Here is an 18,847-nt window from a genome sequence, read left to right on the forward strand (position 1 = left end):
ACGACATTGGATTTAGAGGTTATAGAGAATCCAATAGCGAATGTAGTAACAGCGATAGAGGTTTGCGATGATGACAATGATGGTTTTACGAGTTTTGATTTAAGTTTAGCTGATGCACAGGCCATAGGAGGACAGGTTGGTATGGTAGTGACGTATCATGAGACACAGAGTGATGCCGACAATGGTGTTAATGATTTACTGGTTCCATATGATAATATTGTACCAAATGTACAGACGGTTTATGTTCGAGTAGAGAGTGGTTCGACAGGATGTTATGACACAACAGATTTAACATTGATAGTAAATCCATTACCAGATACAGTTCCAGTGACAGCATATGAGTTATGTGATTATGATTTACCTGGCGATGAGGTAGAGTTATTTGATTTAACGACAAAAGATGTAGAGGTTGCTAATGGTCAATCGGTAGCTGTAAGTTATTATGAGAGTTTAGCTGATGCACAGGGTTTAGTTAATCCATTAGGGAGTCCATATAGTAATACGAGTAATCCACAGACGATTTATTATGCCTCGGTAAATATGGCTACAGGCTGTATAGCAACAGGGAGTTTTGATTTGGTAGTTAATCCATTACCAGCATTAGTAGTTCCATCAGATTTAGAGGTTTGTGATGATGGAGTTCCAGATGGATTAACGAGTATAGATTTGAGTATAAAGAATGTAGAGATAACAGGTAATAATCCTAATTATACAGTAAGTTATTATTTAACACAATCAGATGCCGATAATGCGGTAAATCCTTTACCAATTCCATATACTAATACGATTAATGGGCAAATAATTTTTGTAAGAGTTCAGGATATCAATACAGGCTGTTATGCAACAACGACCTTAACATTGGTTGTAGAGCAGGCACCAGTAGCATCTACACCAACGCCAATGGAGTATTGTGATGCAGATAGTGATGGGTTTGGAGTGTTTACCTTAACCGATGCAAATACAGAGATAACAGGAGGCGATCCGACGCTGACAGTAAGTTACCATGAGACAATGGCAGATGCAGATAATGATGTTAATGCCTTAACGAGTCCGTATAACAATATAGTAGAAGATCAACAAACGATTTATGCACGTGTAGAGAGTGCTACTATAGCGACAGATTGTGCGACTATAGTAGAGCTTATATTGATAGTAAATCCGACACCACAGATAGAGGACCCAACACCACTAGAGGAATGTGATGATGTTTTAGCAGATGGCTTTGCACAGTTTGATTTAACGAGTAAAGACTTAGAGATATTAGATGGTTTAGATCCTTTACAGTATATAGTAACTTACTATGAAGTAGAGGCAAATGCCGATTTAGGGGTTAATTCAATTTTAAATCCAACAGGTTATATTAATACGACAGCTTTTATGCAAACTTTATCAGTTCGTGTAGAAGACACAGTCAATGGATGTTATAAGTTAACGAGCTTAGAATTGATTGTAAATGCGCTTCCAGTATTGGTTCAACCACAGCCATTAGAGTTATGTGATGATAATAACCCAGGCGATGAGGTGGAAGCCTTTACCTTAGAGGATGCTAATGCGGAGATGTTAAATGGTCAAACAGGAATTAGTTTTACGTATTACGAGACGCAGTTAGATGCAGATAATGGGACGAATCCTATTGTGAGTCCTTATATGAATACGAGTAATGCTCAAACGATATTTGTTAGGGCTACCGATGATGTAACAGGATGTTCAGTTAGTACAACAGCGACGATACTTCTAAGAGTAAATCCAATACCATCACCAGCAGCACCAACAGATTTAGAGGTTTGTGATTTAGATAATGATGGTTTTGAGGCGTTTGATTTAGAGAGTAAGACTGTAGAGATAGAGAATGGAGAATTAGATATTGAAATTACCTACCATGAAACGCAGAGTGATGCAGACATGGATATAAATGCACTTACGAGTTTATATACAAATATTGTTATGGATGAGCAAGTGATTTACATTAGAGCAGAGAATATCAATACAGGCTGTTACAATACCTCACAGACATTAACCATACGTGTATTACCATCTCCAGAGGTTCCAACAGCGATAGATGATTATGTGATATGTGATACGAATGATGATGGCTTTGCCCAGTTTGATTTGAGCAGTAAGGATTCAGAGATTTTGGGCACACAAGTTCCATCAGATTTTATGCTCACTTATCATGTGACAGAAGCAGACGCAGATTCAGGAGCAAATCCAATAGCTAATGTTACCAATTATACCAATGTTACTAATCCGCAGACGATTTATGTACGCTTAGTAAGTAATGTAAATGGATGTGTTACTTCTACAGGTTTCTTTGATATTCGAGTAGAATTACCACCAGAGGCAGTGCAACCAACACCATTAGAGTTGTGTGATGATTTAATAGCCGACGAGGTTACTGTTTTTGATTTAACAGTAAAGGATAATGAGATTACAGGAGGTGAGGCAAGTTGGAGTGTGTCTTATTATGAGACAGATGCAGATGCACAGGCAGAGATTAATGCAGTAGATGCAGAGAATTACACTAATACTTCAGTTAATGGAGCACCAGCAGCCAATCCACAGACTTTATATGTTGTAGTTACCGATACTGATACAGGTTGTGTAGATTATACAACACTAACCATACGTGTGTTACCAAACCCAACACCGAGTTTAGATCCAGAGGATTTAGAGTTGTGTGATGATGTGAATCCTAGTGATATGGAAGAGGAATTTGATTTGACATTGAATGAGGCTTATATCATTAATGGTGAGTCAGGAGTAACGGCAACCTATCATGAATCTGAGGAAGATGCAGAGCTAGACCAAAATGCTATAGCAGATCCAACAGCTTATACCAATACGAGTACACCACAGACGATTTATGTACGTGTAGAAAATGATATTACAGAATGTTATACAATAGTTACTTTTGATATCATAGTGAATCCATTACCAGATGTTGTAGCAGTTACAGATTTTATACTTTGTGAGTTAAACACCGATGGTATTGATGAGTTTGATTTAACTAGTAAAGATGCCGAAATATTAAATGGACAAGATCCTATGTTATTTACAGTAACGTATCATGTATCACAAACAGATGCTGATGATTTGGCCAATCCATTAGTGAGTCCGTATATGAATGTTACGAATCCACAACCGATTTATGTAGCAATTACAAATAACAATACAGGTTGTTCAATAAGTACACCAGTGTTTAATATAGAGGTTCATGAGGCAGCCGAGGCAACATCACCAGCACCATTAGAGGAGTGTGATGATGAGATGGATGATGATGGTGATCCAAGTAATAATAGTACACAGTTTAATTTAACTGATGTAGAATCTCAGGTATTAAATGGTCAAGATCCAGCAAATTATATAGTGACTTATTATGAGACAGTTGCAGATGCTGAGTTAGGAGTAAATCCATTACCATTTTTATATGAGAATATTGTCAATCCACAGGTGATTTATGCACGTGTTGATAATGACACACAAGAAGTAGCGTTGTTGAATTTAGATTTATCAGCAGTAACTATGGCATTAGATTTTGATGGTGATGGTAATGACGATACAATAGATGTTGATAACGATGGCGTATTTGATTTAATAGATGTAAATAACGATACGTTACCTGATGGATTTGATGTTGATGGCGATGGACTTATTGATTATATAGATTTAGATGGTGATGGTTTAGGAGATTTTGTAGATATCGATAATGATGGCGTTATAGATAATTCAATTGATTCATCAATTTGTTATGCAGTAGCACCAGTTGAATTAATAGTACATCCACGACCAGTATTTGATTTAGAAGACAGTTATATATTGTGTGTAGATACAAATGGAACGGAAGTTTTAAATGTACCAGTCTTAGATACAGGACTAAGTACACCAGATTATTTGTTTGAATGGAGTTTAGATAACATGGTGATACCAGGAGCTACAGAAGGGAGTTATATACCAAGTGTTGGAGGAACTTATAGTGTTATCGTTACAGATGCAGTGACAGGATGTTCAAACTTTGATAATCCAGTTGTTACAGAGGTTATAGAGAGTTCACCACCAACAAGTATATTGACAGATGTAACGACAGATGCGTTTTCAGAGTTACATATTATAGAAGTTACAGTGACAGGTTTAGGAGTTTATGAGTATAGATTAGATGGAGGCGCATGGCAGGAGAGTCATATTTTTGTAGATGTCTTGGCAGGCGATCATGTTGTAGAGGTAAGAGATACGATAGGTTGTGGATATGCAGTTGATACGGTAACAGTGATGGATTATCCGAAATACTTTACACCAAATGGCGATGGATTTAATGATACATGGAACATAAAAGGTATTGCTGACCAACCAAGCGCAAAAATTTATATATTTGACAGGTACGGAAAACTAATGAAGCAGATAAGTCCAACAGGCGAAGGCTGGAATGGAACCTATAATGGAAGCCCAATGCCATCGAGTGACTACTGGTTTGTGGTTGAGTACATTGAACCTAATACATTACAACAAAAAGAATTTAAAGCCCATTTTACCCTGAAAAGATAAATTAGATATGAATTTTAAAAAATATTGTTTAATAGCAAGCTTAGCTTTATTTACCCAAATTGGTAACGCACAAGAAGGATTACCGATTTATTCAGATTATTTAACCGACAATTATTATTTAATACATCCGTCGATGGCTGGTGTTGCAAATTGTGCAAAAGTTAGACTTACAGCACGACAACAATGGTTTGGTGTCGATGATGCTCCAGCATTATTTACTTTGAGTGCCAATGGCAGAATAGGAGATTCTCCTTCTGCAATAGGTGCGATAGTTTATAATGACCAAAACGGATTTCACTCCCAATCAGGAGCTTACTTAACTTATGCACACCACTTAATGTTTTCGCGAAATGAAATTGACCTAAACATGCTGTCGTTTGGTTTAAGTGCAGGATTTATACAATACAGACTTGATCAGTCTGAATTTTTTAACGAAGGATTTGATCCTTTAGTGGTTCCTGGAGATGTTGAACCTAGTGCAACAAATTTTAATATTGATTTTGGGTTTTCGTATCACTTAATTGATTTTTATGCTCATGCCACAGTTAAAAACATACTTAATAATGATGGTGTTAATTTTAACGAACAAGGATTGAGTTTTGATAATTTAAGAACTTATTTAATATCTGCTGGAAATACCTTTAGCAGTTATGGTAGTGATTGGAGTTATGAACCGTCAATTATGTATATGTATAGAGATGCGACTGAAGAATCTTCAATTGATGTGAATGCAAAAATTTACAGAGCAATGGATTTTGGTAAACTTTGGGGAGGAATATCTTATAGACGAAGTTTTGATGGTGCCGAATTTTCTGAAGGTTCTGGAGTGAGTAGTCAAAAATTACAATATTTCACACCATTTGTTGGAGTAGATTATAACAATTTTGTATTTGCTTATACTTATTCTTATCAAGCAAATTCGGTAGTGTTTAATAATGGTGGTTTTCACCAAATAACATTGGGTTATAACTTTAATTGTAGAAAAGAGAAATACGAGTGTAATTGTCCTGCAATTAATTAAAACTCAGTATATACAAATAAAAAGTCTCGAAATTTTCGAGACTTTTTGCGTTAGTGATCGAGGCTTTGTTGAAGCTCTCCAAACTTTATTAAAGTTTGGAAGCGACTGCCGAGAGCACGACCAACGATAACTTTAGTGTAAGTTGGTAACGCCCTAAATGCATTACCAGTTATATTTTTTTGCCTTGGCTTGTGTTTTAATGGCTTGTATCATGGCATTATCAAGTCTGCTACTATTGTCCTTTTGCTGATTTGAAATATAGGCTCTACGTTTTTGATTAAGGGTTTGAATGTCTTCTTGAATTGATTCACGCTCTTTACGCTTTTTAGTAACATAAGCTTTTATTTCTGATGTGTTTTTGTCTTTTAACTCTTCAGGCAATTCATCTTTATCTAAGTCTTCGTATTTAAAATCATCTTCTTTTTCGGCATCAACCAAATCCCAAGTAGAGTTTTTGTATAAATGTGAGCTCTTACTTACAGTCCTACTTACTGCATTGGCACTACTGTAACCCATAGCATTATCATCTTCGAGTGATTGTTGCATCATTTTTGACTTTCCGGCTGCACCATAAGCGACATAAGTTTTGTTAAGTTTTTGATTTAATTGCAATATCTGGTCATCAAAAGGTGTCGCTACATAAGTTGTTGCTTTGTTGTGATTAATTGCCATATAATCACCATGTGCTAAATCTGCACCATCTTTCCAGTAGCTTGAAATACCTTGTTCGTAGTCACCACAGAAAATAGTATTAACTGTAACATCATTTTTATGAGCCAGCTTTGCAGCTTCTTTGTAGCTTACACGACCTTGGGTAAATGGTTCGTTACCAGCAATGAATATGAGTTTTAGGTCGTCTTGGTTTTTTCCCCAAGTTAGTTGGTTTAGTGATGTTTTGATCACTTGTCCGCAATATTCATTTCCTCCATTTGTGGTAAGAGAGAATAATTGTTTTGAGATTTCATCTAAATCATTACTAAAAGCTAATACTTGACGAATATGACCTTCACTACCACTAAGATTATCATTTCCATATTCATATAAAGCAATTTCTAGATTTGGTTTTTCATCACCACATTTTGCATAAGAAAGCTCATTAACGATGTCCCAAAGTTGGGCTTTGGCTTGATCTATTAATCCGTCCATACTATTACTAGTATCTAGTAGAAGAGCAACTTTTATAAATTGATTGTTTGTGCTGTGGTTTACTACTTCGGCTAAAGTTGTTTTGGCGTTATTGGTTTTGTTATTGGCATTACAAGATAGACATGATATTATTAATGTACTTAAGACTATCGATTTGAAAATTGTTTTCATCATTTTGTTTTTTAAGATTGACAGCATAAAACTAGAGGGATCTTTTTTGTATAAAAAACAACGATTAGTAAAGTGAGTTTATGAATGAGTTAACTTGCTTATGTATTGAGTTAACGCTTCTTTTTTGAAAGTTGTAAAGTGTGTTTTGCTTTTTTTCAATTTTATTTAATGAATTAAAGTGTGTAAGTTTAGTCTATAGAAATTAATCAAAATGAAACAGGTCTTAATATATAGTCTTATATTCTTTTTTGTTGTGCCAATTCATAATATGGTTGCTCAACAAGACGAACCTTTATTACACATAAGAGGTTCGGTAAGAGAGAGTGATACTTACAAGCCAATACCTAAAGTTAATATTGAGATTAATGGAGGTGCATATACTATTACAGATATGCAAGGTCGATTTACAATAAAGGCCAAGAAAGGAGACGAACTTATTGTACGACATAAAGATTTTGAAACTATTTATTATACGATAATTAATGAAGAACGCATTACTATTGAAGTTGAACCAGTAGTACGTAAAAATGTAAACTCTAAGTTTAGACGTGATATAAAACGTTTTAATTCGTTAATAGATTCTGCTCTTGTTTATAAAAAGAAAGATGTTGCAAAAAGCATAAAATTTGTTGGCGAAGCTCTAACTCAAAGTAGTTCTATATCTCAAAACGCTGAAGCTTATCAAGTTTTAGCTGAAGTTTATATGTTTTGGAAACAGTATGATCTTGCTGTTACAAATTATAGAATAAGTCTTCAAAATATCGAAATCAACGACTCTAAGTTAGGACTGGCTAAAGCCTATGAGCTTAATAAAAATTATCAAGAAAGTATTGAAACATATAATGCTATTAATAAAAAAGAACTAGGGAACTATCAACTTGTAACACTTTATGAAGGACTAGGTGATACCAATTTTAGTATAAAAGATTACGACGCTTCACTTAAAGCTTATCAAAAAGCACTTAGTATAGCTAAAAAACATTTAATATCACCAAAAGTAGTTGATCTTAATTCAAAAATAGCGCAGACGTATAATGCTAAAGGAGAAGTTGAAGCGGCCGAAGCATATTTTGATAATTCAATGAACCTTGCCACACAACAAACAAAAAAACGAGCACTTGAAGAAAAAGTTACGGTAGCCGATTTTCAAAATATAAATCGAAACTATGATAAAGAAATAGAACTCAGAAAAGAAATTATTGAAGATGTATTAGAGGTGGAAACAGACTCAGTAATTGAAAATGAAAGTGCGCTAACGCTTCAAAAGCAAAACTATAAAATCGGAAGTGCTTATGCGCTTCAAAAGGATTATGATAATGCCATTCCTTATTTAGAAAAGAGTATTGAAGAAGCTGATGATAAGGAAGATTTAATAGTAAAAAAAGACGCTACAAAAAAGCTGTCTGATCTTTTTGTAGATACAGGAAATTATCAAAAAGCGCTTGAAACGTTTAGAGCTTATACAGAAGTTGTAGATGAGTTATATGTAAAACGAGAGCAAGAATTATCTCAAGCAGATCGATTTAGGCGAAACATTTCTGAACAACAAAACAGAATCACCAGTCTTGAAAGTGATAGAGCATTAAACGAAAGCCTTGTTGCTGAGCGCAATAAAAATCAGCAAATTTTAATTTATGCCTTAATTGGTGGCATGTTACTGTTAACCGTTACAGCCTTTGTAATGTATAAATACATAAAGCAGCAACGATTGGCTAATAATTTGCTGGCTTTAAAATCGTTAAGAAGTCAAATGAATCCACACTTTATTTTTAATGCACTTAACTCGGTAAATAGTTTTATTGCTAGCAATGACGAACGAACTGCAAATAAGTATTTATCAGATTTTTCGCATTTAATGCGATCAGTTTTAGAGAATAGTGAAGAAGACTTTATTCCGTTACAAAAAGAAATAGAATTATTAGACTTATATACTAAATTAGAACATTTTAGGTTTAAGGATAAGTTTGATTATAGCATTACTGTTGATGAAGCTGTAGCTATTTCAGAATATCAAATTCCGCCTATGTTATTGCAACCTTATATTGAAAATGCAGTTTGGCATGGATTGCGTTATAAGACCGAAAAAGGACATTTATATATTTCTATCGATAAAAAAAACAGCAACGAAATTACAATTAGTGTTTCAGATGATGGTATTGGACGAGAACGTTCTAAAGCGTTAAAAACCGAACATCAAAAAAGGCAAAATTCAAAAGGCATGGGAAATATTAAGAAACGTGTTGCCATTTTAAATGAGATGTATAAAGATAAAGTTGATGTGTTTATTGATAATTACCAAGATGAAGAAGACACTGGAACCAAAGTGGTTGTAACCTTAAAAAAAGATTAAATGAAACTAAAATCCATCATAGTAGAAGACGAAGAAACAAGTCGAGAGATTTTAAAGAATTATCTCAAAAAATATTGTCCGAATATTCAAATTTTAGGCGAAGCAGCTAATGTAGATGAAGCTCTAGTTTTAATTAGAAATCACGACTTAGATTTGGTATTTCTTGATGTTGAAATGCCTTACGGAAATGCGTTTGATTTACTAGATAAAGTTGGTGATATCGATTTTGAAACCATTTTTGTCACAGCATATAATCATTATGCAATTGAAGCTTTAAACGCTCATGCATCGTATTATTTGATGAAACCCATCTCAATTGATGACTTAATTAAAGCGGTCGATTATGTATCTGAAATTAAAATAAAGGAAAACGCTTTACAAGATCAGGTTTTGGTGCCTAAAACCAATATAGTAAACGGAAAGATTACAATTCCGCAACAAGACGGATTTGAAGTATTAGAAACAGCAAATATCATGTATTGTAAAGCTGATGATAACTACACAGAAATTTATTTGAATAATAATAAAAAGAAATTAGTAAGTAAAACCTTGAAATATTTTGAAGAAGCGCTCAACGGAAGTAATTTTGCTAGAGTTCATAAAAGTTATTTAGTCAATGTTAATGAAGTCACTAAATATCTGAAAGGAAAAGGAGGAAGCGTCGTATTAAGTAACGGGAAACAAATCATGGTATCTGCTTCTAAAAAAGCCAATTTTCTTTCTTATTTTAAATAAGTATTTTACTAACAACTAACAACTAACAACTAACAACTAACAACTATATCATGCCAATTATAAAACCGATAAAAGGAATTCATCCACAAATACCAGACGATTGTTACATTGCAGAAAACGCAACCATAGTTGGAGATGTTTCAATGGGAAACCAATGTAGCGTTTGGTTCAATGCTGTTATTAGAGGAGACGTTCATTTTATTAAAATGGGCAATAAAGTCAATATTCAAGATGGAGCAGTTATACATGCAACCTATCAAAAATCGCCGACAACAATAGGTAATAATGTGTCTATAGGTCATAATGCTATTGTACATGGCTGTACAATTCATGATAATGTTTTAATAGGCATGGGAAGTATTGTTATGGACGATTGTGTGGTAGAAAGTAATTGTATTATTGCTGCTGGAGCTGTAGTTACAGCAAATACTAGAATCGAATCTGGAAGTATTTATGCTGGTGTTCCTGCAAAGAAGATCAAAGATATTAGTCAAGAATTAATCTCTGGTGAAATAGACAGAATAGCCAATAATTATGTGACTTATTCGAGTTGGTTGAAGTAATTAAAAATCTAAATAGTCTACTTTAAACTTTTTATTAAGGATATCATTTAGAACAGTTGTGTTTGTATTTGTATAAAACAAGTTTTGAGGTGTAGTATTGTTAAGATTTAATAGCTGGTTTTGCTCAAGTATTGTTTTAGTTTGTTTAGCTACTGCTAAACCAGAATCTATAATTTTTACATGTTTTGGTAAAAGTTCTAAAAGCAAGGGCATCAAATAAGGATAATGCGTGCAACCTAAAACTAAATAATCAATGTTGGCATCAATCATAGGTTTTAGATGTTCGGTTAGCAAAGATTTCATTTCATTTGATGTTGCTTTTCCATTTTCAATTAAAGGAACAATGCCTTCTCCAACTTGTTCAATAACTTTAATACCATTGCTATATAAATCTGTAGTTTGGTGAAACAAGGCACTAGATAAAGTACCTTTTGTAGCTAATATACCAACAGCCTTTGTTTTTGTGTTAAGTGCTGCTGGCTTTATGGCAGGTTCAATACCAATAAACGGAATGGTATAAGTTGCTCGTAACAATGAAATGGCATTTGTTGTTGCTGTGTTGCAAGCTACTACAATGAGTTTACAATCTTTTGATAACAGATACTCCGTGTTTTTTACACTGAGTTCTATAATCTTTTGTTTACTCTTATTACCATAAGGAGCATGCTTACTATCGGCAAGATATATGGAATTTTCATAAGGTAAAAGCGCATGAATTTCTTTAAAAATTGATGTGCCACCAATGCCTGAATCAAATATGCCAATAGGTTGCGTGTTCATTTGTGTTACAAAAATATGAAAGCCACTTAATTAAGTGGCTTTCATATTCAATTATTTTTAAGATGTAATTAGAATCCTAATTCTGTTTTTACATCTGCTAATAAATCTTTTCCATCTGCGACTAAAACACCACCACCTTGTGTAGAGTCTAGTACATATTGAAAGCCTTGAGCTTTAGCAACTTTATCAATTGCTGCTTTAGCTTTTTCAAAAATTGGTTTTAGCAAATCTGCTTCTTTTTTCTGTAAATCTTGTTGTGCTTGACCTTGATACTGACGAATACTTTGCTCCATTGTTTGTACTTCTTGAGCTCTAGCTGTATTCTCTTCTTCAGTTTTAGTTTCAACTTCTGCTTGATATTGCTTTACCTTATTTTGAAGCTCAGTCATCATTGTTTTAATTTCTGCTTCATAAGTTTTTGAGAGTTTTTCAATTTCAGCTTGTGCCGCTTTCATTTCAGGCATAGCTTCTACTAACTGCGTTGTATTAATGTGTGCAATTTTAGTTTGTGCTGCTGAAAAACTTGTAGCTCCAACAAAAAGTAAGCTTGCAAATAAAAGGGTTTTTAATTGTTTCATTTTAAAATTTGTTACGTGTTATAATTATTGTTTTTAGTTATCTTCATCAGGAACAGAGTCCTTCTTTTTTTTCTGAGCTTCACGCTCTTCTTTAGCTTTTTTACGGTCTTCTAATATTTTTTTTCGACGTTCGTCAAGGGCTTTTTGTCTTGCTTCTCGGTCTTTTAATTTTTGTTGTTTCTTTTCTTCTGCTATTTGAGCTGGTGTTTTTTCAGAACTGCTTCCCGCTTTTCTAGCTTCGCTTTTAGCTCCATCTTTTTTTGTTGCTGTTGTATCTTGAGCTTTAGTTCTTTTAGCACCATTTATACTATCGCGTTTAGCTTTGGCTTTGGCTCTGTCGTCAAGAATTTTTTGGCGACGTTCGGCAGCAGCATTTTTTAATGAATCTCTACGTTTTTGCTGTTCTTCTTGTCGTTTTGCAATAGCAGCTTCACGTTCAGATTTTTTGTCTTCAATAGCTTTTTGGCGTTCGTCAAGCTCTTTATTAATTTCAGGTACTACATCTTCTTTACTAGCTTTTTTACGTTCAGCTCTTGATTTTGCTTGGGTTCGTTTTGAAGATCTTGTAATGCTTCGTATAACTAAATCGCTTATATCAAATCGCTCAGCAGAGTAGAGCATTACCACATCTGCAGATTTGTCAAAAATGAAATCATATTTTTTGTTTCCAGCAATTTCTTGAACTGCAGCAAAAATTTGATCTTGTACAGGCTGCATCAATTGCTTTTTCTGAATCATTAAATCACCACTTGGACCGAAACGTTTTTGTTGATAATCTAAAATATCTGCTTCTTCATAAGAAATGTCTTCTAAGCGTTCTTCATATAATTCTTTAGTTAAAAGGACACTTTCATTTTCTAACTGCTTTTTCTTTTGATCTATAGCATTTAAACGTTGTTCAATTTCTGTTTTCCATTGTTGTACTTTTTGTTCTAATTGAGTTGTGGCTTGTTGATATTCGGGTATATTTTGTAAAATATATTCAGTATCTATATAACCTATTCTAACACCACGACCTTGAGCATTAGAAACAAAGCTCATAAGACCAATCATTGTCACTAAAAAAAGAACTTTATACTTCATCTGTTTTATTTTATTATTTACTAATATCTTCTGAGATTATTAAATTGACAGATAAATATAACGATTCCATCAATGTTTTACTTTTCAAATTAACGAAATATATTTTGAAAAATTTTAACGCATCCATTAAATCGTCATATTGCTAATAGAAAATATCGTGCCAAAATTAGAATTGCTGTCCAATAATGAAGTGAGTTTCCCATCCATTTTTAGTAGTGGTACCAGGAATAGCATCAAATCCATGTCCGAAATCTATACCTAATAATCCAAATGCTGGCATAAATATTCTAAGTCCTAAACCTGCTGAACGATTAACGTTAAAAGGATTATAATCTCTAAATTGGTCAAACGATGCTCCACCTTCAGCAAATAGTAAACCAAAAATTTTGGCTTGAGCACCAAGTGTAATTGGATATCTTAACTCTAATGAGAACTTATTATAAATAGTACCTCCATCTTGTGATGATAATGATTGATTAGGATAACCTCTAAGCTGAACAACTTCTCTACCATCTAAAGCAAAATTCCCTAAACCGTCACCACCTACGAAAAATCGCTCAAAAGGGATAACACCTCTATCATTATTATATGCACCTAAAAAGCCAAATTCTAGACCAGATTTAATGACTAATTTATCAACTATACGTGTGTACCAATCACCTTTTACTTTTATTTTATAGAACTCTAACCAATTGTAACGTTCTTGGTCAATTTCACCAATTCTTTCTACATCTTCAGGGTCTGTAAGGTCTAAGGCATCACGTTCTTCTTTCAAGGCCTTATAATCTACATTGTTGAAAAGTGAATAGGGCAAAGACATTTTAGCGCTTATAGAAAAGCTAGAACCTCCTTCAGGGTAAATGGGATCAGTATATAAATTATTTCTACTTAAACCAATTGTATATGATAAGTTGTTTGAATAACCATCACCAAAAGTAAATAAGCCAGTATTGTAATTTTTAAGATTGTAATGTTGGAAACTAATAGATTGAGATAATGTAAAGTAATCATCGGGAACTTTTAAGCGTTTTGCCAAACCTACTGAAATACCTGTAATATTGAATCGTCTGTCTTTGTCTGCATCTCTACTTACAGGATCGTAAAGAAACTGTCTTGTATGTGATAAGGATGTTGATAGTTTTACTGGACGCTTACCACCAAGCCAAGGTTCAGAAAAAGAAAAACTATAGGTTTGAAAGAATCTTGAGGCTTGTAAACGTAAAGCTAAAGATTGACCATCACCTCTAGGTAAAGGTTTGTAGGCATCCTTTTTGAAAATATCTTTAATAGCAAAGTTGTTAAAAGACAAACCTAGTGTACCTATAAAGCCTCCTCCACCATAACCACCTTGTAGTTCTATTTGGCTTGATCCTCTTTCTACAACAGTATATTCCAAATCTACAGTTCCTTCATTTGGGTTCATGTTTTTGAAATCTGGAGTAAGGAGTTGGGCATCAAAAAAGCCTAATTGTCCAAGTTCTCTAATGGTTCTAATGACATTGGCTTTGCTGTATAACTGTCCAGGTTTTGTTCGAAGTTCTCTGTAAATAACATGGTCGTTTGTAATGTCGTTACCAGTTACACTAACATTGTTGAAATATGCAGGTTTACCTTCAGAAATACGAATTTCCATATCAATTACATTTCCTTCTGCACTAGTTTCTACAGGATTAATAGTAGAAAATAAATAACCGTTATTTTGATAGAGATTTGTTAAATCTATTGCATCAGGTTTTGTGTCATCAGCAATACGTTTTCGCAATGCAACTCCGTTATAAGTTTCACCTTCTTTAATTCGTAAAACAGAATGCAACTGTTCGTCTGTATAAACACTGTTCCCTACAAAGGTAATTTTACCAAACTTATATTGTTCGCCTTCTTCGAGGGTAATTTCTAAACTTATGTTTTTATCGTTTTTATATATAATAGAGTCTGAAATAATTCTTGCATCTCTATATCCATTTTCTTTGTATTTATCAATAAGATTAGCAAGATCTTCTTTGTAGTCTTCTTCAATATATTTTGAACGCTTAAAAATGCGTAAAAAGTTCTTTTTCTTAGTGTTTTTCATGGCCTTTCTGAGTTTTTTATCAGAAAATTTTTCATTACCATTAAATATAATTTTGTTGACTTTAACTTTATCACCTTTATCGATGTAAACAAGCATGTCTACACGACTTTTTGGGATTGAATCGTTTGTAACATCATTTGTGTTAACCGTTACTTTTGTATTTAGAAATCCTTTTTTCTTATACTTATTAGTAAGATAATTACGAGTTGTTGTTACTAAGTTTTCAGTTACTTTAACCCCTTTAGAAAGATTATTTTCTTTAATAACTTCTTCTTTTTTCTTCTTTTTTATGCCTCGTATTTCTACTTCATTAAGTTCTGGTAAATCAAAGAGGTTAATTTCTAAATATGCTTTATTACCTTCAGTTTTAACTAAGTAAATATCAATACTACTAAATAATTTACTTCCCCATAATTTCTTTAAAGCATTGCTAATTTGTTCTCCAGGAATGATAATGTTTTGGTTTTTACGTAATCCTGAAAAAGATATAATTGTTGATTCGCTAAAATTTGTATTACCTGAAACAGTAATTTCTTGAATAATATAATTTTTTCCGTTATCAAAGCTAGTTTGTTGAGCAACACTTGCACTTGAAACAATGAAGATTATTAATGTAAATAGTTGCTTTAGGTAAGTTTTCAAAAGTAAATTATTAGCTAAGTTGTTCACTAGTTTTTCCAAATCGTCGTTCTCTATTTTGATAATTAATCAAAGCTTCATATAGGTTTTGTTTTGTAAAGTCTGGCCATAATATATCTGTAAAATATAATTCGGCATAAGCAATCTGCCAAAGCAAAAAATTACTTATTCTGTGCTCACCACTAGTCCTAATTAACAAATCTACATCTGGTAAGTTTTGCGTGTAAAGATGCTTATTTATAATTGATTCGTCAATACTTTCAACAGAAATTATATTATTTTTAACGTTCGTTGCAATCTCTTTAATTGTATTTACTATTTCTTCACGTGAGCCATAGCTTAGCGCTAAGGTTAATGTCATATGAGTATTGCTTTTTGTTTTGTCAATAACTTCGAGTAATTCTGTTTGCGCTTTTTTTGGTAAATCATTAAGATTTCCAATAGATGAAAGCTTTATGTTGTTATCTTGTAATGTTTTAATTTCTTTTTTTAGAGACTTTACTAAAAGCTTCATTAAGGTTTGTACTTCTAGTTTGGGACGTTTCCAGTTTTCGGTTGAAAAGGCGTATAAGGTTAAGTGTTTAATGCCTATTTCAGCACTTGCTTCGACAACATTTCTTACAGACTTGGTGCCATTTTCGTGACCAATGGCTCTAATCATTCCTTTTTGTTTTGCCCAACGACCATTGCCATCCATAATTATGGCTACATGTTTAGGTAATTTGTCTTCTAATATTTGGTCTTTTAAATTCATTTAAAAATTGCAATAACAAGGTCTTTGTCCAAAAGTATATGTTAGAGTAAAGCCAGTAAAAACATACCAATCATTACTATTAGTATTCCCTATACCAACTTGGTCTTCAAAATCACCATCAGGAACACTGCCATCTATTTCATCAGAGAACGTATACCTTGCTCCAATTTCAAAACCTAAAATTACATGATTTGTAATATTTGATTTTACTCCTAAAACCATTGGGATACCAAATGCCCAACTTGTGGTGTTCTCATCAATAATTTCTCCATTTAGATCGTAAAAGAAATTATCATGCTTTCCTACAGTAATTCCTGAGTACAAATATGGTGTAATTTTGAAATCTGATGTGTGAAGATCAAATTCCCAAAATGTAAACTCCATTCCAGCTGATATTTCTAAAATATTCGAGTCAAACTCAAAATCTCTTTCTACTCGTCTTGGGTCATCAGATTCACTATCATCTCCTTTTAAATCTGAATATATTAACGAGACTCTCCAAGAATGTCTTGGGCTTCGATTCCATTTCAACATCAAGCCAAATGCAGCTGTGTTGGGCGAAATATAATTTGTTGCTCCTACATCACCAATTACATTGCTTCCACCAGCAAACACACCAACTTCATATATTTGAGAATGACTGGTTTGGGCGAAAAACACACTCAATAATAATAAGATTAAATATCTCATAAATTTTTAAAAGTTTGCAAATATAACAATTATGAATTGCCTATAACAATTTGAGGCAAATAGTCTTACAGATTAACAGCTTTTGTTTGATTTTATTGTTTAATTTCGCTTGTCTTCTCCCCAAAGCATTTTTTTTCGCAGTGTGTCAATAAAGCTTTCTTGTAATAATTCTACCATTTTTATTTCAAAATTTGCCTTTTTTATTGTGACTGTTGTCGAGTTGTGTAAGGTAGCAATTCGAGAATCGAGCGATATTAAATAATGTTCTTCTCGACCGCTAACTTTGAGTTGTATTTTGGTTTCATCTGGTATTACTAATGGTCTTGCATTAAGATTATGAGGAGCGATAGGAGTTAATACAAAACTATCTGTTTCGGGAGCTATTACTGGTCCACCACAACTTAAAGAGTAACCAGTGGAGCCTGTTGGAGTTGAAACGATAAGGCCATCTGCCCAATATGACGTTAAATATTCGTCGTTTAAATGCGTTTCAACAGTAATCATAGATGTTGTGTTTTTTCGACTAACTGCTATTTCATTTAAAGCAAAATTGGTGTCAACTAAATCGCTATTTTCAGGTTGGGTTTCTACACTTAAAAGTGTGCGTTTTGAAACTTTATAGTGTCCGTTAATAATGTCGTTTATGGCAGATTCAATTTGATTGGTTTGAATAGTAGCTAAAAAACCTAGCCTTCCTGTGTTGATGCCAACAATAGGAATTGATAAATCTCTCACATAAGTTATGGCTCTTAAAATCGTACCATCACCTCCAATACTAATTAAAAGAGTGAATGACTCATCTAAGGTTTCAAACGTTTCAAAATCATCTAACCTAGAAGGCGATTTACTTTCGTGTTTGATAATGTTGAAAAAATCATTCTCAACACAAACTGCTACATTTTTTTGTGACAAAATCTCTAAAAGTTTTTCAATACTTTCTTGAGTGTTAGCATGATAATATTGTCCGTAAATCGCAACTTTCATTATATATCTAGATATTTTCGAAGGTATTCTGATCGATCCTTCAAATTTTCAACATAATTATCTTCTTCATGTCCAGATACAATATTGTAGCTATATCTTCTGAAGGTTTGAATGACATCATTTAATCCAGAATTGCCAATTTTTAAAGTAATTTGAATGACATCACTTTCAAGTTTCGAAACAAAAGCACCTAGTATTTTGGCGTCATTCGATTCTACAATTTGACTCACTTCACTAAATGAATAGTCTAAAATTCCCTTTTCAACAATTAAAATACCTCCAGGTTCAGAAAAGAAAGGAGTTTGGTTAAATAACCCAATAATATCATTTAGTTCAAAATAACCTAAATAGGTGTTCTTTTCACTTAAAACTGGCATAATATTACATGAGTTTTGTGCAAATGTTTCGAGCACATCTAACCAGTTGGTTTTTGTCTTCACAAAAAATCCTTCTATAGCGTAATTACAATCAGCAATTGATTTTGCACCATCAAAACAATGCGCATCTGTTTCTGAGATACAGCCTAGATAAGTCCCATTATTTTCAATAGGTATATGAGAATACGTCAACTCATTAAACAGCATTTGTAAATCACTAACCTTGTCATTAATGTTCAAAGGTTTAATGTCGTTTATGATGTATTGTTGTAAAGGCATATTTTGGTTTATTATCTGTTGCAAATTAATTAAAAATAACCATAAAAAGCAGGAAGTACTTTGTATTTTTGTAGTTAAAATATGAAC

14 protein-coding genes are annotated in these 18,847 nt (G+C 33.2%); 5 read left to right on the top strand and 9 right to left on the bottom strand.

What is annotated here, in order from left to right:
* Positions 1 to 4,539 (top strand): T9SS type B sorting domain-containing protein (locus tag ACP15M_RS12860; RefSeq protein ID WP_425077188.1); only part of this gene is annotated, 4,539 nt, incomplete at its 5' end.
* A 7-nt stretch (positions 4,540 to 4,546) separates the two neighbouring features.
* Entirely contained in the window at positions 4,547 to 5,560 is a 1,014-nt protein-coding gene (locus ACP15M_RS12865) for a PorP/SprF family type IX secretion system membrane protein (protein WP_425077612.1), read from the top strand.
* A 162-nt stretch (positions 5,561 to 5,722) separates the two neighbouring features.
* Here the strand turns inward: ACP15M_RS12865 and ACP15M_RS12870 are convergent, their stop codons facing one another.
* Positions 5,723 to 6,877 (bottom strand): vWA domain-containing protein, encoded by a 1,155-nt coding sequence (locus ACP15M_RS12870; RefSeq protein ID WP_425077780.1) that lies wholly within the window; start codon positions 6,875 to 6,877, stop codon positions 5,723 to 5,725.
* Between the two features lie 211 nt (positions 6,878 to 7,088).
* On the opposite strand from ACP15M_RS12870, the gene ACP15M_RS12875 reads away from it, so the two are divergent.
* Genes ACP15M_RS12875 through ACP15M_RS12885 form a run of 3 tightly spaced genes read left to right on the top strand, consistent with a single transcriptional unit; the run spans position 7,089 to position 10,525 of the window.
* Positions 7,089 to 9,227 (top strand): histidine kinase, encoded by a 2,139-nt coding sequence (locus ACP15M_RS12875; protein ID WP_425077613.1) that lies wholly within the window; start codon positions 7,089 to 7,091, stop codon positions 9,225 to 9,227.
* The gene (locus ACP15M_RS12880) at positions 9,228 to 9,962 is read left to right on the top strand and encodes a LytR/AlgR family response regulator transcription factor (RefSeq protein WP_425077614.1); all 735 of its coding nucleotides are present in this window, start codon (positions 9,228 to 9,230) and stop codon (positions 9,960 to 9,962) included.
* A gap of 50 nt (positions 9,963 to 10,012) precedes the next feature.
* A complete protein-coding gene (locus tag ACP15M_RS12885) occupies positions 10,013 to 10,525 on the top strand; it encodes a gamma carbonic anhydrase family protein (RefSeq protein WP_425077615.1) in 513 nt (170 codons plus the stop codon).
* Here ACP15M_RS12885 and murI read toward each other — a convergent pair whose 3' ends face one another.
* The 8 genes from murI to ACP15M_RS12925 form a co-directional block, all read right to left on the bottom strand.
* Complete coding sequence (murI, locus tag ACP15M_RS12890; RefSeq protein WP_425077616.1) at positions 10,526 to 11,305, bottom strand: glutamate racemase; 780 nt, start codon at positions 11,303 to 11,305, stop codon at positions 10,526 to 10,528.
* 68 nt (positions 11,306 to 11,373) lie between these two features.
* Positions 11,374 to 11,883, bottom strand: coding sequence for an OmpH family outer membrane protein (locus tag ACP15M_RS12895; RefSeq protein ID WP_425077617.1), 510 nt, complete (start codon positions 11,881 to 11,883; stop codon positions 11,374 to 11,376).
* Positions 11,884 to 11,916: 33 nt separating this feature from the next.
* Complete coding sequence (locus tag ACP15M_RS12900; protein ID WP_425077618.1) at positions 11,917 to 12,966, bottom strand: OmpH family outer membrane protein; 1,050 nt, start codon at positions 12,964 to 12,966, stop codon at positions 11,917 to 11,919.
* A gap of 166 nt (positions 12,967 to 13,132) precedes the next feature.
* Positions 13,133 to 15,718: an outer membrane protein assembly factor BamA gene (gene bamA / locus ACP15M_RS12905; protein ID WP_425077619.1), complete on the bottom strand. Its 2,586-nt coding sequence runs from the start codon at positions 15,716 to 15,718 to the stop codon at positions 13,133 to 13,135.
* The gene (locus ACP15M_RS12910; RefSeq protein ID WP_425077620.1) at positions 15,690 to 16,430 is read right to left on the bottom strand and encodes an isoprenyl transferase; all 741 of its coding nucleotides are present in this window, start codon (positions 16,428 to 16,430) and stop codon (positions 15,690 to 15,692) included. Before ACP15M_RS12910 ends, bamA begins: the two co-directional genes overlap by 29 nt.
* Entirely contained in the window at positions 16,431 to 17,120 is a 690-nt protein-coding gene (locus ACP15M_RS12915) for a DUF6089 family protein (protein WP_425077621.1), read from the bottom strand. It abuts the gene before it with no gap.
* 99 nt (positions 17,121 to 17,219) lie between these two features.
* Positions 17,220 to 18,104, bottom strand: coding sequence for an NAD kinase (locus tag ACP15M_RS12920; protein WP_425077622.1), 885 nt, complete (start codon positions 18,102 to 18,104; stop codon positions 17,220 to 17,222).
* Positions 18,104 to 18,760: an acetoin utilization protein acuB gene (locus tag ACP15M_RS12925; protein WP_425077623.1), complete on the bottom strand. Its 657-nt coding sequence runs from the start codon at positions 18,758 to 18,760 to the stop codon at positions 18,104 to 18,106. Before ACP15M_RS12925 ends, ACP15M_RS12920 begins: the two co-directional genes overlap by 1 nt.
* Positions 18,761 to 18,847: the final 87 nt, after the last annotated feature.

The organism is Psychroserpens sp. S379A (genome assembly GCF_049800755.1).
Classification (GTDB): Bacteria; Bacteroidota; Bacteroidia; order Flavobacteriales; family Flavobacteriaceae; genus Psychroserpens.